Genomic DNA, 17,210 nt, shown 5'->3' on the forward strand with positions numbered 1-17,210 from the left:
GCAAGGCCGCAGTTTTTGTTGGCCTAGCGCTGTGGAGCAGTGGCCGAAGGCCAGACCCAGGCAGCTTTGCTGCCGCAGGGCCGAGCGAATAGCGAGCTGCGCAACATAGCGCCGCAAGGCGAAGCCGCAGCGGAGGCCCCAACAGAAAAAAATAAAACAAAAAAGCGCTAATCATCTCTGAGACGATTAGCGCTTTTTGAATAGGGGAGAGGGCTTAGTTTACCTCTACCCAACCGCCAGCTTTATTGGCAAAAATGCTGTGGTCATACATGGCCTCACAAGACTGATGAGGCAGGTAAAAGCGGCCCTTATAGGCAGCGTTCAAGTAAATTTTGAAGGTCATTTTTTGGCCTGCGCCCAAATCAAAGAAGCTATAGACCCGATCATCGCGAATATCCTGATAATCGGCTCGGCTATTGCCTGCGCCCAAAGCGGCATTCATGCGGTTAGACAAAATCTCCCAACCGGCGGGAAAAACCTGCTCTAGGGCCAGTTCTTCATAGCGGCCTCTTTGGCCGGGGTTGGCCACCTCTACAATCGCAATAAAGTCGGTCCCTTGCTTGATTTGTTTAATATCGAGCTTTTTGCCCTCCAAATCTTGGTAGTTCACCCTCAATTTAAGGTCATTGCTAATTTCTTCAGTTTCATCTTGCAGGGCTTGTCCCTCTAGCAAAACCTGAACAAAAAGCGGTCCTCCACCAGTATTTTTCACTTTGAGGGCTTCGGATTGACTACCAACGGGCAGCTCCGTTTCAAAAATAGGGGCTTGCTCCAAGCTCGCACTTTCGTTGAGCTGGGCAAAGCTAAAGCTATAGCTATTTTTGGCCTGAGCACCTCCTTTTTGTTGTTTGACAAAATCGGCTGCGGCCAAAAGGGCGTAGGCGGTAGACTGCGTAGAGTACCAGCGATCTGAGCTGAGTTTTTGGGCCAATTGCTGCAAGACTTTGGCGGCCTCGGTTTTTTGTCCCAAACGGTTGAGCGTTTCTAGAATCATGGCCTCATCTCGGAGGTCAGAACCATAGGTGTAGCTCATTTCTCGGTAGCTACCGACTTCTTTTGGCAGGTTTTTGCTCATGTTTTTGGCCAATTGGCTATTGCCCGTCAGGGCGTAGGCTGCCGCCAAGCGCCATTTGGCATTGCTGGGGAGCAAAGGCTGATTGCGAAGCAAGTTCATGGCCGCCAACTCCGATTTACCGGCTAGGGCCAAGGTATACAGACGATAAGCTTGCATCAAAGGGGCATTGGACTGTTGGTTGAGCTGTTCGCCTCTGGGCATTCTCCAAATGCGAGACATACTCTTTTGGTAATTGCTCCAGTTGTCGAGCATGGCTTGAGGGACCAAATAGCCCTCTTTTTTGGCTGCCAGCAAAAAGTGACCAGCATAACTGCTACCCCATTCAGAGGCTTCGCTTCCACCGGGCCAGTAGGCAAAACCACCCGTGGCAGTTTGGAAGCGGGCCAAACGCTTAATGGCCGCTTTTACATTTTGCTCGACTTCGGCCGATTCTTTTTTGCTTAATGGCATGAGCGAGCCCAAATACAACTGCGCAAAAACAGCAGAAACAGTTTGCTCAACGCAGCCATAGGGGTAGCGTTTGAGGTAGTGCAATCGCTTTTGCAGATTGAGGGCGGGAATACGAGAAAGCTCTAGGCTAGCGCGGTTGGTACCAGGCATTCCAATGCGGGCCAGTGACTCTTCCCAGTTTTCGCCGGGCTGCAAGACGGCCGCATAAGTTTTGCTAATCCGTGGATTGGGGTTGCGTACTTGGACCTCTAGCTCGTAGCTAGCTGTTTTACCAGCAGCTTGGGCCACAACCTTAATTTTGGCTACGCCCAAACCTTCTGCGGCCTCAATATCAAAGGATAGCATTTGCTCTCCGACTTGATCAAAGCGGAGTTTTTTGCTTTTCTCTCCTTTAATCTGTAGTAATTCATTGGTCTCTAGGCGAACTTCTACATCCTTAATGCCTTTTTCCATGGCAAAAACGGTAACGGGAAGGGCCAAGCGTTCCTTGGGCGATAGCACCCTAGGTAAGGAGGCCAAAGTCATAAGGTCTTTGCGTACAGGAGTTGTTTTTTCTGCCTGTCCATAAGCAGCATCTTGAGCCGCCACTAACATGGTCCGAACCGAACCGATGTAGTTCGGAATTTTCACTTGATGTTCGGCTTTGGCTCCAGCTTTTAGCTCAAAAGGACCCAAATAGCGAACCATAGGTTTAAAGCGGTTGGCTTTCTTGGCTTGGGCGGGGTCCATGCCGCTACCCCCACCAATAGTAATGATTCGATCTAGTTGTTGGCCAAAGGCACCCAAAACTTGCTCATAGAGGTCCCAGGTTTTTACGCCCAAGGCTTCCTTTTTATAGAATTCGGGCCAGAGATCAGGCGTTTTGAAGCGAGTGAGGTCGAGTAAGCCCTCATCTACCATGGCAATAGTGTAGGTCATTGGGCGGCCTTTGGCCTCTTGGACCTTAATGCTAACGGTACTATTGGGCTGTAATTTACTAGGCATCTCTAGTTGGGGCTCTAGGCGAGTGGCGGGATCTTCTACACGGATCGGAATCACCCCATAGCTGCGGATAAGCAGGTCGTTGAGGCTATTCTGATGAGGTTGGACCAAGCTAATGTGCGCATAAATGGTGGGGCTCATTTGGCCATTCACCTTAAAGCGAATCTCTTGGATGCCCTTGGGGTTATCCTGAATCTTAATCCAGCGATGCTCTAAAATCTTTTTGCCATTTTCTAAGCTCAAAAGGGCACGGCCCGTTTTGCCTGCGGGCAATTGAAGGACCACCTCTTCGCCAGGGGCATAGACCTCCTTGTCTGCAGAAAAAGCAAGCATACTAGCGGCAGAACGATTACCAAAATCGCTATCATCCCAAGGCGAACCTGCATAGAAGAAGTCACCCGTACAGTGTCCGCTGCTTTCTTCGGTAATTCGGACCATATAGCGGCCCCATTCTTCGGGTGTAACTTGATAGAGGGCTTTACCCTGGGCATCTGTGGTCAATTCTATGGTAGAAATAGCCCCTTTATGGTAGCTACTGCTAAAACGAGAGAGGTTTTCATAGCCATTGTCCCACCACCAGCGCCAGTCTAGGCGATAGAGTCCAACTTTGACCTTTCGGTTGGCTAGGGGCTGCCCATTTTGGTCCAGCACCACTAAGTTGATTTTATTGCCATCTTTCACCTTGAGCGTTTTACGTCCCCCTGCATCTTTGGGGATCTCAATACCGACATAGGCGGTAAAGGGAGAAAAAGGCATAGAGAAATTATCTACGCTAAAGTCTCCGCCAGATTCAAAGGCGCGGACATTAAAGCCTGCGCGGAGTTTACCTGCAGGTAGGGCCTCCATTTTGATTTCGCCCTGAAGTTGGGCAAAGCCCTGTTCGTTTAGGCTGGCATCAAAGAGGGTAAAAGGGCTGCGGCTATAGTTGAGGCGAGTAGGATCATCAAAAACAAAGTCGGGATATTGCTCAAAATCAGTAGGCATGGGCTCTAGGCTCATTTGTACTCGGCTGCGGATTTTGGCCGCAGGGGCACCATGTAGCCATTTCACCTTGAGGTCGGCCTTAAGTTCTCGGTCTTCGGCCATGAGTTCCTCTTTTCCAAGGTCCAAGTCAATTTTGAGACGGTTGGGTTTTACCGTTTCAATCATGATTCTTTTGCTAAAGTTGAGTCCACCAGCGGCTACCTCCGCCGACCAGTTTCCGGTGGGGGCATTGTCTTCGGTCTTTATCTTAAAGCTATAGACCCCATTGAGGTGTTGCCCTTCTGTGCGGCTATAAACAATTTGTCCGCGAGGGTTGCGCAATTGCAACTTTAGGGGATATTGCATGGGCAGGGGCTCTTCTTTGCTTTCCAAAACTACGGTTAAGAACAGAGAATCACCAGGGCGCCAAACGCCTCTTTCTCCATACAAGCTCCCTTTTAGGCCCTTAACGGTTTGGCTGCGGCTACCGCCTACTTCAAAGCGGCTTAGCGAAAGGTTGCCGCCTTTAGGCATGCGCAAATAGCCTTTTTGCTTATTGTATTCGGCAACGACCAAGCTAGGTTCATATTTGGTGGTCGTTTTGGCAAAGCCATCACTATCTGTTTGTAGTTCGGCCATCAGTTGCTGAAAACGGTCATAGATTTTAACGGTAGCTCGGCCAATCGGCTCGGTAGTTCTTAGATCGGTTAGGGCAACAAGCACTTCTTTATTCGGTCCTCTTTTGGCAATCATTCCAATGTCGGAGGCCAAGAGGTTGCGGCGAACAAAGCGGCTATAATTATAATAGTCATCCGTACAAGGGTCATTTCGGCGGCTATAGTTGTAGCTATAGAACTCTGGCCGCTCAAAAAAGCTAATGAGCTCTTGGCTTTCTTCATCTTCCTCATAAAGCGCTTGGGTGCTTTCTAGGCCCAAAGAGGCCGAAGCGCCACAACCAAAGGCTTGGTATTCTTTTCTAAAAGCGATAGCGACCTGATAAATAGCGCCCGGCTCTTGCTTAATGAGTTCGTCTAGGGCCAAGGCGTAGCGGGTCCATTCATTGGGGTTGGCATTGGGGGCCAGCTCTTGCAAAGAAACTCTTTTTTGGGCCACCACTCTGCCCATATAATTGAGGTATTCATCATTGAGGTCATTATTTTGCAAAAATTGCAATACATTATTTTCATAAACCTTAATGACCTGCACATCTACGGCCTTGAGGTTGATGGCCTCAAAGGGGAAAAATAGCCCTTTGTTGTTGGGCAAAATGCTTCCTCGGCCCAATAAACGAACAGCAGGCTGCGCAGAGCGGAGCTCTAGGCTAAATTCTGCTTCTCCCTTGAGCTTATCTCCAGAATAAGAACGGAGGTCCTCATTAAGGACCAATTTAAATTCGCCCGTCGTATTTTTATTTCTAGGAATACATTTGAGCTCGTTCTTTTCAACAAAAATGTCAAAACGACGACTTACCTCATAGTCCGACTGAAAAATGCTGATATAATCTAGTTCTTGCAAACTATTGTTGGGCAGAATAATATCATTGTTAGTTGTTGGCGTAGTGTACTGGGCCAAGGGCTGAGAAAACTGAATAGAAAAGTAGGGATAGCCCGATTCATCATTCAATACCTTAACTTGGGCCACCTTAAACAGCTCAGAAGGCATGCTGATGGTATCTACGCCCTTTTTATCTAGGCCCAAAGCTTGTCCGTCCCAGCGCAAAAAGAGTTGGCCATCTTCGCCGCCTTTTTTGAGCTGAATATTTTTGATGGTAAATTGATGGGTTCTTTGGTCGGCCAAATGTTTCCAGACCAGCTCTAGGTTTTCTTGGCCCGGATAATCTACCTGCAGGAGTTGCTGCACCAGTTCGGGGCTAGCCACATCGGCGGTATAAAGGGCGCCTTCTAGCTCTAGTTGATCGGCTTGGTTGGCCTTGGGGATAAAAATCCGGTGGCTGCTAATTTCAAAATCTTGGGGTAGGGCCTTAAAGGCGAATTTAAAGTTTTCTAGGCCTTCGGGTAGCTTTTTAAACAGCTTATTGAGGTCCAAAATAGCCCGAAAGCTTTGCTTTTGGGGCAGATTTTCTGCAGGTTCAAAGCGGAGCGTAGCGGCATCTTCCCAAAAGAGTTTTCCTTTTAGGGCGGGCTCAAAGCTCAGCAGTTCGGCATTGGCGGCTTGGCCAATTTGGGCCTTGCTGGCCAAATCGGAAGAAAAGCGAATGCGGATGGGGTCGGCTGCAGAAATCAGGCCTGCGGTATAGGCCGAAATATAGTTTTTGTAGGATTCATCGGCTGCTTGAAACAGCTCTTCTTCTGTGGGCGGCTTGTTTTTTTTGCTACAAGCAGAAAGGCCAAACAGTAAAAATCCCGAGAGCAGTAGACTGCTCCAAAATAAAGGGGAGATAAGTTGACGCATGGGTAAGTATAATAGAGGTTAAGAAAGTTTTGTTTTGGGGCTGCCCCGCCCTTTGGGCGGGTCGGGCTGTGTCGTGGCTCGCAGGTCTGCTCGGCCCTGCGCAAAAAAACAAGTTTTTTGCTTGGTCTGCGGCTGCGCCGCCCCACTATCCATCCCTCAGCCAGGCGCTGCGCGCCTAGGCGGCGGCTTTGCCGCCTTTTGGGCCAAAGGCTCAGTTAATTAAGATAAAGCGATTCCTTTAGAATCTAAACAGAACGTCATTTTATCTGCCGAGAAGCGAAGAAAAAAGGCTGGGGCGGGCCAGTATAGGCGGCGCAGCCGCCTTGGCCCGAAGGGCCAAATGGCCCAGCGCTGCGGAGCGGGTGGCCGAAGGCCAGACCGAGCCAGCGAAGCTGGCGAAGGGCCGAGCGAAGAGCGAGCCCCGCAGCATAGCGGCGGCCGCCCCTCTGAAAAGGGCGGCCGCGGGCCCCAAATCCAACTAGTTAATCAAACCGCCCACATTAGAGGCAAAGAGCTTGATGGAAATGGCTAAAAGAATGACGCCAAAGACCTTGCGAATCACGTTCAGGCCCGATTGGCCCAGCAATTTTTCGATGCGGCCAGAGAGTTTAAGGACCAGATAGACCACGATTAGATTAACGACAATGGCAATAATAATATTGGGTAGGGCGTATTCTGCCCGCAAAGAAAGCAGCGAGGTCATGGTTCCGGCCCCCGCAATCAGAGGAAAGGCAATGGGCACAATCGAGGCCGTTTCGGGGGCATCTTCCTTATAAATTTGGATGCCTAGCACCATCTCGATGGCCAAGAAAAAGATGACAATAGCCCCGGCCACCGCAAAAGAACTAACATCAATACCGATGAGATTGAGAATTTCTTCTCCTACAAATAAAAAGGCAATCATAATAATTCCGGCCACCAAACTCGCCTTTTCGGATTGAATATGGCCCACCTTTTTGCGCAGGTCCAAAATGATCGGGATACTACCAATAATATCAATTACCGCAAATAAAATCATGCTAGCCGTAAAGGCATCCTTGAAATTCATAAACAATTGTTTTAGAGCTATTTTTTATGATTACTCAATAGATAGTAAAAAATGAGCGCAAAGCTATAAAAGTTCCTTATTTTCTGCGAGTCGTCTACGTTATGATAAACTAAAGTAAGTCTTAATTTAAGGCTAAGATGAGGTGATTGAGCAGGGCTTTGTTAAACAAAAACAAAAAAACACTTTTTTATTTGGCTGTCAATTTTTATATTTGTAAGTTTGTACTGTAACTATTACAGGTTCATAATAGTTAGTTAGGTTAATGTATTTTGGCAGAAGCGGGAGGCCTGAGGAGGTCGCCCGCTCTTTTTTTTTTGGACCCATTTTCCCTTAGGGGCAAAAAAAAACCTAGTTGCATAGCAACTAGGTTTTTTTTATTGGCTAAAGTAAAGGCTTAGTTATTGGCCTTAAATTTAGCGAGAGCGGCATTGAGTTTGGGCACCACATCGAAGAGGTCGCCAACAACGCCATAATCAGCAGCTTTAAAGAAAGGTGCTTCTGGATCTTTGTTGATCACAACGATCACCTTAGATTGGTTCACCCCAGCCAAGTGTTGAATTGCTCCAGAAATACCGATAGCAATGTAAAGCGTGGGACGGATAGCCACCCCAGTTTGGCCTACATGCTCATGGTGTGGGCGCCAGTGTACATCGGCCACTGGGCGAGAGCAAGCGGTAGCGGCACCAAGTGTACCAGCTAGTTCCTCGATGATTCCCCAGTTTTCGGGACCTTTCATACCGCGGCCAGCAGAAACCACCAATTCGGCTTCGGGCAAAGGAACGGCACCAGTGACGGTGTTCAATTCTTTTACCGTAATGCGGCCAGTAGCGGCATCTACGCTTACTGATTCAACAGCAACAGCAGCGCCTACCTCAGTGGGTCGGAACGTATTTCCGGCGATAGTCACTACTTTTTTGTCTGTTTTGAGGGCATAAGTGGCAAAAGCTTTACCAGAGAATACCCCTTTGCTGATATGCAAACCGCCATCGGCCACAGTAGGAATGCTAGTTGCGGCGGTCACCAAAGCGGCATCGAAGCGAGCAGCTAGGCGGCCGGCCAAAGACTTTCCAGAAGAAGAGTGAGCAAAAACGATAAGGTCAGCGCCAAATTTATCGGCCGCTTGGCCCAAAATGCTGGCATAAACCTGAGCGTCAAAATCGTTGCTAGCGTCTACATTGTACACTTTAGCAGCGCCATAAAGGCCCAAATCGCCAGCGCCATCGGCTTGGCCAATTGTAAGGGCGATACATTCTGTACCCATAGCTTGGGCAGCCTGATAACCGTAGGCTACGGCCTCTTGGGCAATTTTCTTGATACTGCCTGTTAGGCTTTCGGCAAATACTAATACAGCCATAATATATTGAGATAATTTTTGGTCAAGGAAAAATTAGATGACTTTGGCCTCATTGTGCAAAAGTTGAACGAGTTCGTCCATATTGTCTGCATCAATAAGTTTAACATCGCCTTTTTCGGGCGGGTAGGCATAGCTCACCAATTCGGCACCTACAGCAGCTTCTACAGCGGGAACCACTTTGATGGGCTTACGCTTGGCCATCATGATACCGCGCATGTTGGGGATGCGTTGTTCGGCCATTCCTTTGGCGCAGCTCAATACAAATGGAGTATCTACAGTAAGTACTTCTTTACCGCCTTCAATATCGCGCTGAACAGTAGCAGTAGTTCCCTCTACGCTCATTTCGATACCATAAGATACGAAGGGGAGGTCGAGGTATTCAGATACCATAGCAGGTACTTCAGAACCGTTGTAGTCAATGGTTTCTTTACCAAAGAAAAGAAGGTCAAAACCTTCTGCTTTGGCATATTCTGCAATTTGTTTGGCAACAAAAAGCGAAGACTTGGCTTCGGCATCAATGCGCACGGCATTGTCTGCACCAATAGCAAGTCCTTTGCGGATCACCGCTTCATTTTCTTTGGGACCAACATGCAAAAGGGTAACGGTTCCACCTACTTGCTCCTTGAGCTCGAGGGCGCGCACAAGGGCATACCACTCATCGTAGGGGTTCATAATAAACTGTACACCATTTTTGTCAAATTGGCTGTTATCTGCCGTAAATTTAATCTTGGCAGTGGTATCAGGTGTCTGGCTAACACACACTAATAACTTCATAGACGTTAGAATTGAAATTATATGATAATTGTTGGCCAGCGGGCTGGCCAAATTTTTTTTTGCTTTTTCGAGCTTCGCCAAATATAGAGAGTTGAAGCTGAAAATTATAATGCTAAACTACTTTTTTTGTTCACTGAACTATGGGCCAAACTATAGTAAATTCAGGCCTTCCAGCTGGCTTCTACCTCTTGCCAACGCTTTTTGCGTATGCGGTTGATGATGAGGTCTACACTTTCTATGACTAAATCATTGGCCAAATTATCTTTTTCGCCTTTGCTGTGCTCGCTCATCTGAAAAATAACCTCCAAAACAGCGGCCACGGTGGTTTCCAAAACCACCAAATGCTCTTTGTTGGCTAGGTCGGTGGTCAAGCGGTCGATCACCCCAAAGGTAATGCTCGAGACGGCCTGCTCTACATCCTGCTGTATAGATTTGCCCAAAACGGGAATCTTCTGCAGCTGCTTGAGCTCTTTGTTCCCATGCGTGATTTCCTCAATAATATCTTTTAAGTAGGCCTGTATTTCATAGCGATGCCGATGATAATGCAGTTGCAAGCCCGCCTGAATATGCCCAGCCGCCCAGTCAGTTAGCTCCGCATGCTTGGGCCGAAATACATCCTGGGCCAAGGCTTTGGACAAGGGCGTCCCCCGCCGAATCTCAATTTTGGCCTCTTCCAATAAAGAAATCGCTACCCGATCAGAAATCTCCTCTACCGCAATGTTATAGTAATGAATGACTAAACGAAATAGGCTGTAGTTGTACAAATTGATGAATTTCCATTTGTGCAAACTATACAATAATGCAATGACCCGCAAAAAACGCAAGACCCGAAAAGAACTCAAGGGAATACAACCCAAGACATCATACCAATGCACAATGGGGTAGAAAAACCATTTGGCATAACGCTTTTTCCAAATGGCCCAAACCCAACGCAAACTAATTTCTACAATAAAAAAGGTCCCGAATATCGTCGACTCATAAAGCAAAAAACTCTGATGCACTTCCTCAAAGTACCAACTGCTAAATTGAGGCAAAAAAGCATCAAAGAGTTGTTCCCGAATGAGCTTGATGCCAAAAATTTGATCAAAGGCAATCCAACTCAAGTCCAAAACGACCAAAATTAACATCAATAGGTCCAGTAATATCGCCTGCCGATGGGCTATTTGTTCTCGCTGCTCTGCTGTACTCATATTCTTTTCTGCTGCTTCTTTTTTATGATTTGGGGCTGCCCCTTCCGCAGGGTTGAAACCCAGCGCAAAGCGGCATCGCTTTGCGAGCTTATACAAAATGAGGGTTAAAACCCTCATGAATGATTGCTCGGGTCGGGCTGTGTCGGGGCTCGCAGGTCTGCTCGGCCCTTCACAAAACTTCGCTAGCGCTCGTTTTGTTCGGTCTGGCCTTCGGCCCCCCCTTTCCATCCCTCAGCCAGGCGCTGCGCGCCTTCTGGATCCACTAGTCGGCCAAGCCCTTGAGCAAGCTTCTTCTGTTGTTTTGCTCCAAGACCTTAAAGGTATAATTATACAAATTTTTTTGGTCCTTCTCATGCGCCTGCTCGCTCAATAGGGTCCAGTCTTCTGCCTTGAGTTCAGGAAAAAAGGTATCGGCCCCCTGTAAGTCAATTTCTACTTCTGTCAAATAAAGTTTATGGCAAAAAGGAAGCGCCTGCCGATAAATTTGCCCCCCGCCAATAATAAATACTTCTTCGCAGCCCTCCTTTTTTAGGGTTTTCAAACTCTCCCAAAGAGAAGGAAAAACCTCTATGCCTTCTGCACCGTATTTCTTTTGTCGGCTCAATACGATGTTGCGCCGCTTGGGCAAGGGCCGCCCCAAAGAAACAAAGGTTTTTCGGCCCATAATGATGGGATGCCCTAGGGTGGTGGCCTTAAAGTAACGCAAATCAGCCGGCAAATACCAAGGCATTTTATTGCCCTTGCCAATGGCTCGGTTTTGGTTGCAAGCCACAATAGCAGATATAATCATAGCAAATGTTTGTTAGCAAAATAAAAGAAGTTCGTAACTATTGTTACAAGGAACAAGTTGGCAAAAGTTTAAGTTAAGTAAAAAAAAGTAGAGTTAGGGACTAGTTGAAATGCGGTCCCCAAAAAAAAGAACAATGAAAGCAAAATTTATTCGCCATCTGCAGGCAGAAATCGCTCAAAAATTACCCGGACAAGCCGCACAAAAAGAAATGATGGGCCAAGCCCTCGCCCGAAGAGCAGACCAAGAGTCGCGCTTCAAATTGCCCAAAAAATATAAAGAAGCGGCTACTTTGCTTTTGCTGTATATGCACAAAGGAGAATGGCATACGGCGCTAATGCAACGGCCCGCTTCGCCTTATCCCCATAGCAAGCAAATTAGTTTTCCTGGTGGGGGACTAGAGGTCTTTGATGCCGGCCCCGCCGCCGCCGCCCTCCGAGAAACCGAAGAGGAGTTTGGCGTTTTGGCCGAAACTGTAGAGCTCTTAGGCCCTATGACTCCACTCTATATTCCCGTGAGTAATTATTTGGTTTATCCCTTTGTGGGCTACCTAGAAGAACGACCCCATTTTGTCCCCGATGCCGAAGAAGTGGAAGAGATTATCGAAATCCCTTTGGCCGAATTGCTCGATTCTACGAACCGAAAATCTAAGGATATTCAAACCTATAATGGCCGCATTTTGCCCAATATGCCGTATTTTGACCTTTGCGGAAAAACGGTTTGGGGCGCCACTGCTATGATGCTCAGTGAGTTTGTGGCCCTTTGTAAGGCCTTGGCCCAAGAAGCCGCCTGAAGAAATTAACCCCCCAAAAAAGGGCTGTCGATAACCGACAGCCCTTTTTTTATGGAAAAATATCTTACTTTTAGAAGGCGGGGCCCAATGGCCTAGCGATGTGTAAGGGGGCGGCGAAGCCGCAGACCAAAGCCGCCAAAGGCGGCTGCAGGGCCGAGCAGAGAGCGAGCCCTGAAACGTAGCGCCGACGACCGAAGGGAGGCGGAGGCCCCAAAAATAAATTGAATCAACAACAGCAGAAATAAATACAGCAGCTTAACGCTATGGGAAGAATTGGAATTGAGGGCATGGAGTTTTATGCCTATCACGGATTTTATGAGGAAGAACGCAAAATGGGCGGCCGCTATCGCCTAGATGTGTATGTGGAAACGGCTACGGGCAAGGTGGGCAAAACCGATGAATTGGGCGATACCGTGAATTATGAAACCATTTATCGGGCGGCTAAGGTAGAAATGGCCAAGCCCTCCAAGATGATTGAACATCTGGCCCAGCGGATTATGGACCGATTGCGCTCTATTTTGAGTAAGGCGGCCGATATTGAGCTGCGCCTTTCTAAGTTGGACCCACCCCTGGGTGGTCCCGTTAGCCGCACTTTTGTTGAGCTGCGGCAAAATTTTGTGGTCAAATGTGGCAAATGTGGCAAAAGCTTTTTGCAGCATGAAGCTGGCGAATGTTGGGAAAAACATGGTTTGATTTATCCCGAAACCAAGGCCACCCTCATCCGAAATCATGGCCCCAATATTTGTGCAAATTGTATTCAACCCCACCTGATTAAAAATAAAGATTAGATGTCTAGCTCTCCCGCCAATCGTTTTTTAGCCCCCGTTTTTCAAGCACTCAGTCCCCGCCTTTGGGAGCTGAGTACGAGCCCCTATTTTCAGGGACAGGTCCTTATTGTTGGGGCTGGTTTGGCTGGCCTGACGGCGGCCTATATGCTTAAGCAGCAGGGCTTACGGCCCATTATTGTAGAGGCTAAAAAGCGTCCCGCTGGCCGCTTGGCCAATCTCCGAAACTGGGCCGATATGCCGCTAGAACTAGGCGCGGAATGGCTGCATGGGCAGCGCTCTACGCTTTTCCGCTGGTTAGATGGCCAGTACCAAAACCAAATTGTAGAAGATGAAGGGGAGGAGTTTGTGCCTTACAAACAGCAGTTGCGGGCCCTAGAGGATTATCCCGGCGCAGAGGTTTTGCTCGAGCGACTCAATGAGTTGGGCTATGAAGAAGCGCCCATTAAAGGCAATTTATTGGATTGGGCCGAGCAAAATGGCATTGATCAGGCGCTTTATCCTTTGCTGGAGTATTGGGCTGGCGAATGGGGCTGCTCGGCCAAGGAGTTGGGTATAGAAGCCCTAGCCAAAATCAATAGACAATGGTCTTCTGGCGATCTGGACTTTAAGGCAGAGCCCTCGCTCTATGATCTTATTGATGAGTCGCTGATCCGTCCGCTCCGCCCATATTTGCAGTTGGGCCAAGTCGTAAAACATATTGATTATAGTGGGGCGCAGATTAAGGTCTTTACTCAAGATCAAACGATTGTGGTGGATAAGCTGCTACTGACCGTTCCCCTGCCTGTTTTGCAAAAGGAGAGCATTAGCTTTGCGCCCAGTTTGCCTAGCGCCAAAACTGCAGCAATTCAGCGATTGAAAATGGGCGATGGCCTGAAAATCTTCTTTAAATTTAATCGCCTATTTTGGAGCGGCGATATTATTGGGGCCAAAATGGCCAGCAGTTATATTGATACGCAGGCCTATAAGTCGGGCAAGGATGCTATCCTTTGCGCCTGGGCCTTTGGCGAAAAGGCCGAAATTCTACGAAATATGGGCCAAGAGCTCGCTAGCCGAGCCATTTTAGCCGAATTAGATAGCCTTTATGTGGGGGCGGCCAGCAGCCATTTTGAAAAATATTATTGGCAGGACTGGAGCCAAGAGGAGCACATCTGGGGCGCCTATTCTTATCCCTCCAATAGTGAGCAGCCCGGCGATAGAGCCGAACTACAAGCTCCGATCGATTATAAATTGTATTTTGCTGGCGAAGCCTGCCACCCTAAGGGGCATATCCAAAGCCTTCATGGGGCCTTTGAAACAGGTTATGAGGCCGCCCTACAAATCTTGATGGACCTAAATGTATCTTAATGAAAACGACCTATAGAGGAATTCAAAAATCTTTGGCTCACCCCAAAGCCCAGGCCTTATTTAAAGGCGATTTTTTCTGGGATAGCCGCGACCAACTAGCACCTTTTGGGGCCATGGAGGGCTACCAAAGCCTAAAAGCTTATTTGCTTTGGCGAGAAACAGCGCCCCAAGCAGATCCCCTAGAGTTTGTTAGCGATTGGATGAGCAAAAGGAGAAAGCTGAATCTGGCCCAATATGGTCCTCATTTGCTCAACCGAAAAAAGCTAGAAACGCAAATTGCCGATCGCCGCTTTCGCGATGAGTTAGAAATTCTCTCTACCGATAGTTATCTTCTGGCGGCCTGCTTGGCCCCTTTGGTCCTTGAAGGCGAGCTGCCCCGAAGCCTTTGGCCCTATCTGCAAACCGCTATGGACCGCCTGATGCTTTGGAACGAACTGCAGCCCGAATTTGGCCCAGAATGTAGCCAGCAGATTATGTATCTCTACCAAATAAAGCAAGAACTACAGCCCATTTTTAGCGCCCAATAAATCTTAGCCACTATGAGAAAACTCGCCTTAATTGGCCTTTTGGCCCTCTTTATTTCGCCTAGCTTTGCCCAAGGCCTCTTGCCGCCCAAAGATAAAAAGCCCAGAGAACGCATCCTCTCCAATAAGTCGGAAGAGGGGATGACGCACCTCATTATCCGACTCGAAAAACCAGCATACAGGGCCCAAAGAGCAATTGGCTATAAAGAGGCCCGTGCTAAGCTGAAGGTAGAGTTTACGGTCTATGATATCCGAAATCGAGGTACCGATTTAGGCAATACCTATATTGCCTACTATGATCCCAAAGGAGATGAATGGGGCATCTATTTGCCGCATAATACAGCCTTTAAAGTGCGTATGTCGCACCCCAGTTTCAAAACGATTACTCGCAATTTTATTACCGCCGAGCATCCTGCCGACCTCATGGAGGAGCGCCTAGAGGTAGAGGAGGTCCCTTATACTTATCATAAGGGCGTAAAAACCTATTACCTCAAAACGATGCTCCGCTTTTCCGAAACAATTGTGGTCCATTTTAATGGGGGCGATCCCATGGAGCATATGACTTATCTGCAAGAAAATTTCAATGCCGAAAAGGTCCAAAAGCTACCGCATGTCAATAGCTTTTTCTTGACCCTCAATATCCAGAGCCAAGAGTCTTTGGCGGAGATTCTGCTGCGGCAAGCTCTAGGCGACAAAGCCTTGCCTGAGGGCTATTATTTTGGTCCAGCCATTACCGAGGCGATTGAGAAGTTGCAAAAGTATCCTTTTACCAAATATGCAGAGCCTAGTTTTGTCGTTTGGCCCAATAAGGAGCCTTATCTCTCCAAAAATGATTATAGCCAGCTCTCTAATATGACTGCCGACTTTAAGAAACGAAAGTTTACGGAGCATATCCTCCTGAACCCCGATGATTTCGAGAAGAGTAAGGATTATAAGCATAAGCTTTTACTAGAATTACAAAAGTAAGGCGCCAAAATCTCCTCAACAGTTTACTGTTGGGGAGTTTTTTTTTGGGCCCGCGGCCGCCCTTTTGAGTAGGGGCGGCCGCCGCTATGCTTCGGGGCTCGCTGCTCGCTCGGCCCTGCAGGCAGGCTTTGCCTGCCTTTGGTCTGGCCCTTCGGGCCACCCGCTCCGCAGCGCTGGGCCCTCAGCGGCCCTTCGGGCCTTCGCAGAAAAGCGGTATTCGTCGCTGCGCTCCTCATTCGTTTTCACGACCCCGCCCACCCGCCCCTCCTCGGGAGTCCCTAAGGAATCCCTCAGGGGTACTGTTGGCGGGGTTTTTTAGAGACTGTTTAAAATTTTGTGTATGGGTTAAAAAAGGGGTAAAGATTAGGAGGTTTAATATCAATTTAATTACTTAGAAAAAAAGTACCGCTATGGACAAGAAACAAGAAGAGTTATTAAACCGCCTACTAGGAGATGTGAAGAACATTGAGGAGCTAGACAAGCTAACAGATGACCTCAAAAAACGAGGAATTCAAAGTTTGTTAGAAGGAGAAATGTCAGCGCATTTAGGGTATGCTCGTGGCGAAGAAGTCCAAGGAGAAAATCGCAGAAATGGCCATTCTTCAAAGAAGATCAAGACGGAAAGTGGCAAATTACAAATAGAAATACCAAGAGATCGAGAGGGTAAATTTGACCCTGTAACAGTCCCCAAACACAAATCGATGACGGCTAAGCTGGAGAGTGTGATTACACTATTGTATGCTAAAGGTATGAGCCTGTCTGATATAGTAGAGTATATGGATGAAATTTATGGTCAGCAGTACTCTAAGAGTCAAATTACAACCATTACTAATAGCCTCTTAGATAGTATTCGAGAGTGGCAAAATCGGGTTCTTGATGAGAAGTATGCGATTCTTTGGATTGATGGGATTCACTATAAAATTAGAGAGGATGGGCAGATTAAAAGCAAGGTTTGCATGATTGTACTTGGGGTTAATTTAGCAGGCTATCAAGACATTATTGGCATGTATCTCTTTGAAAAAGAGACTGCTGCAAATTGGGCCACAACTTTGAATGACATTAAAACAAGAGGGGTAAAGGATGTTTTATTTATCTGCTCAGACAATCTAGCTGGCTTGGACCAAAGCGTTGAGGCCGTCTTTCCTCAGGCAGCTCATCAAATTTGTGTGGTCCATCAAATTCGCAATTCTATGAAGGTTGTTGAAGCCTCTAATAGAAGAAAAGTGGCCAAAGATATTAAGCTCATTTATACAGCTCCTAATGAAGCTGAGGCCAGAAATCGGCTTCAAGATTTTGAAGAAAAATGGGGTGATCGCTATCCTTACATCATTAAATCTTGGGAGAAAAACTGGGACAATCTCACTGTCTTTTTATACTATCCTCAAGAAATCAGAAAGCTTATTTATACCACAAATATTATTGAAGGCTTTAATGCTGGCCTGAGAAAATATACCAATAACAAACGCTCATTTCCAAATGATGCTGCGGCTATAAAATCTATCTATTTAGCCGCCATGCAAATTCAAAAACGATGGAAGGTCAAACGAGCTGGTTGGACCAAAGTTTTCAGCCAGCTTTGTGTCTGTTTCCCTGACAGAGTCATCTAAATTTTACCACTCGCCTCCTAGTCTCTATGACCAAATTTTATTCTGATACACAAAATCCTGAACAGTCCCGGTTTTTACAAAGAAACAACCCCATCTCCTAGGCCCTCAACTCCCAGGATTAAAAAACAACCGTCTAGCGCCCAGCTGCAGCCCA

12 protein-coding genes are annotated in these 17,210 nt (G+C 47.5%); 6 read left to right on the forward strand and 6 right to left on the reverse strand.

The window, feature by feature from the left end:
* Positions 1–214: 214 nt before the first annotated feature.
* The 6 genes from SGRA_RS14175 to SGRA_RS14210 form a co-directional block, all read right to left on the reverse strand.
* A complete protein-coding gene (locus SGRA_RS14175; protein WP_015693445.1) occupies positions 215–5,881 on the reverse strand; it encodes an alpha-2-macroglobulin family protein in 5,667 nt (1,888 codons plus the stop codon).
* A gap of 478 nt (positions 5,882–6,359) precedes the next feature.
* Positions 6,360–6,929 carry a MarC family protein gene (locus SGRA_RS14190; RefSeq protein ID WP_015693448.1) on the reverse strand — a complete coding sequence of 190 codons (570 nt, stop codon included), beginning with the start codon at positions 6,927–6,929 and terminating at the stop codon, positions 6,360–6,362.
* Positions 6,930–7,323: 394 nt separating this feature from the next.
* A complete protein-coding gene (locus tag SGRA_RS14195) occupies positions 7,324–8,283 on the reverse strand; it encodes an electron transfer flavoprotein subunit alpha/FixB family protein (RefSeq protein WP_015693450.1) in 960 nt (319 codons plus the stop codon).
* Between the two features lie 33 nt (positions 8,284–8,316).
* Positions 8,317–9,057, reverse strand: a complete 741-nt coding sequence (locus SGRA_RS14200) for an electron transfer flavoprotein subunit beta/FixA family protein (RefSeq protein ID WP_041329937.1) — start codon at positions 9,055–9,057, stop codon at positions 8,317–8,319.
* A 161-nt stretch (positions 9,058–9,218) separates the two neighbouring features.
* Positions 9,219–10,247, reverse strand: a complete 1,029-nt coding sequence (locus SGRA_RS14205) for an ion transporter (protein WP_041329676.1) — start codon at positions 10,245–10,247, stop codon at positions 9,219–9,221.
* 262 nt (positions 10,248–10,509) lie between these two features.
* Positions 10,510–11,037, reverse strand: coding sequence for a dihydrofolate reductase (locus SGRA_RS14210; RefSeq protein ID WP_015693453.1), 528 nt, complete (start codon positions 11,035–11,037; stop codon positions 10,510–10,512).
* Positions 11,038–11,170: 133 nt separating this feature from the next.
* Between SGRA_RS14210 and SGRA_RS14215 the strand changes: the two genes are divergently transcribed.
* The 6 genes from SGRA_RS14215 (at position 11,171) to SGRA_RS14240 (ending at position 17,056) form a co-directional block, all read left to right on the forward strand.
* Positions 11,171–11,827 (forward strand): NUDIX hydrolase, encoded by a 657-nt coding sequence (locus SGRA_RS14215; protein WP_015693454.1) that lies wholly within the window; start codon positions 11,171–11,173, stop codon positions 11,825–11,827.
* Between the two features lie 263 nt (positions 11,828–12,090).
* Complete coding sequence (gene folB / locus SGRA_RS14220) at positions 12,091–12,615, forward strand: dihydroneopterin aldolase (RefSeq protein WP_015693455.1); 525 nt, start codon at positions 12,091–12,093, stop codon at positions 12,613–12,615.
* Positions 12,616–13,959: a flavin monoamine oxidase family protein gene (locus tag SGRA_RS14225; protein ID WP_015693456.1), complete on the forward strand. Its 1,344-nt coding sequence runs from the start codon at positions 12,616–12,618 to the stop codon at positions 13,957–13,959.
* Positions 13,959–14,486 carry a hypothetical protein gene (locus SGRA_RS14230; RefSeq protein WP_015693457.1) on the forward strand — a complete coding sequence of 176 codons (528 nt, stop codon included), beginning with the start codon at positions 13,959–13,961 and terminating at the stop codon, positions 14,484–14,486. Before SGRA_RS14225 ends, SGRA_RS14230 begins: the two co-directional genes overlap by 1 nt.
* 12 nt (positions 14,487–14,498) lie before the next feature.
* Positions 14,499–15,449 (forward strand): hypothetical protein, encoded by a 951-nt coding sequence (locus SGRA_RS14235; protein ID WP_015693458.1) that lies wholly within the window; start codon positions 14,499–14,501, stop codon positions 15,447–15,449.
* A 410-nt stretch (positions 15,450–15,859) separates the two neighbouring features.
* Complete coding sequence (locus SGRA_RS14240; RefSeq protein WP_015691783.1) at positions 15,860–17,056, forward strand: IS256 family transposase; 1,197 nt, start codon at positions 15,860–15,862, stop codon at positions 17,054–17,056.
* Positions 17,057–17,210 lie beyond the last annotated feature (154 nt).

The sequence above is a fragment of the Saprospira grandis str. Lewin genome (genome assembly GCF_000250635.1).
In the GTDB taxonomy this organism is placed as follows: domain Bacteria; phylum Bacteroidota; class Bacteroidia; order Chitinophagales; family Saprospiraceae; genus Saprospira; species Saprospira grandis.